This is a genomic window from Pantoea sp. sgz302252 (assembly GCF_042610525.1).
Classification (GTDB): domain Bacteria; phylum Pseudomonadota; class Gammaproteobacteria; order Enterobacterales; family Enterobacteriaceae; genus Erwinia.
Window position 1 is genome coordinate 1 of the sequence record NZ_JBHDVM010000037.1, and the last position, 1,130, is coordinate 1,130.

General features: G+C 55.0%; 1 protein-coding gene. It reads left to right on the top strand.

Going from position 1 to position 1,130, the window contains the following annotated elements:
• A partial coding sequence (gene tuf, locus ACETPC_RS23760; RefSeq protein ID WP_380184894.1) for an elongation factor Tu occupies positions 1–1,130 on the top strand: 1,130 nt, incomplete at both ends.

The window sequence follows — 1,130 nt, forward strand, 5'->3', positions numbered from 1 at the left end:
TCCAAACCGCACGTCAACGTTGGTACTATCGGCCACGTTGACCACGGTAAAACTACCCTGACTGCTGCTATCACCACCGTACTGGCTAAAACCTACGGCGGTTCTGCTCGTGCATTCGACCAGATCGATAACGCACCAGAAGAAAAAGCTCGTGGTATCACCATCAACACTTCTCACGTTGAGTACGACACCCCGACTCGCCACTACGCGCACGTTGACTGCCCTGGCCACGCCGACTATGTGAAAAACATGATCACCGGTGCTGCGCAGATGGACGGCGCTATCCTGGTTGTTGCTGCGACTGACGGCCCAATGCCTCAGACCCGTGAGCACATCCTGCTGGGCCGTCAGGTTGGCGTTCCTTACATCATCGTGTTCCTGAACAAGTGCGACATGGTTGATGACGAAGAGCTGCTGGAGCTGGTAGAGATGGAAGTACGTGACCTGCTGTCACAGTACGACTTCCCTGGCGACGACACCCCAATCGTTCACGGTTCTGCGCTGAAAGCGCTGGAAGGCGACGCTGAGTGGGAAGCTAAAATCATCGAGCTGGCTGGTCACCTGGATAACTACATCCCGGAGCCAGAGCGCGCTATCGATAAGCCGTTCCTGCTGCCAATCGAAGACGTGTTCTCTATCTCCGGCCGTGGTACCGTTGTTACCGGTCGTGTAGAGCGCGGTATCGTTAAAGTGGGTGAAGAAGTTGAAATCGTTGGTATCAAAGATACCGCTAAATCAACCTGTACCGGCGTTGAAATGTTCCGTAAGCTGCTGGACGAAGGCCGCGCGGGTGAGAACTGCGGTATCCTGCTGCGCGGTATCAAGCGCGAAGATATCCAGCGTGGTCAGGTTCTGGCTAAGCCAGGCACCATCAAGCCACACACCAAGTTCGAGTCTGAGGTTTACATCCTGTCCAAAGACGAAGGCGGCCGTCATACTCCGTTCTTCAAAGGCTACCGTCCACAGTTCTACTTCCGTACTACTGACGTGACCGGTACCATCGAACTGCCAGAAGGCGTGGAAATGGTAATGCCAGGCGACAACATCAAAATGGTTGTTACCCTGATCCACCCAATCGCAATGGACGACGGTCTGCGTTTCGCAATCCGCGAAGGCGGCCGTACCGTTGG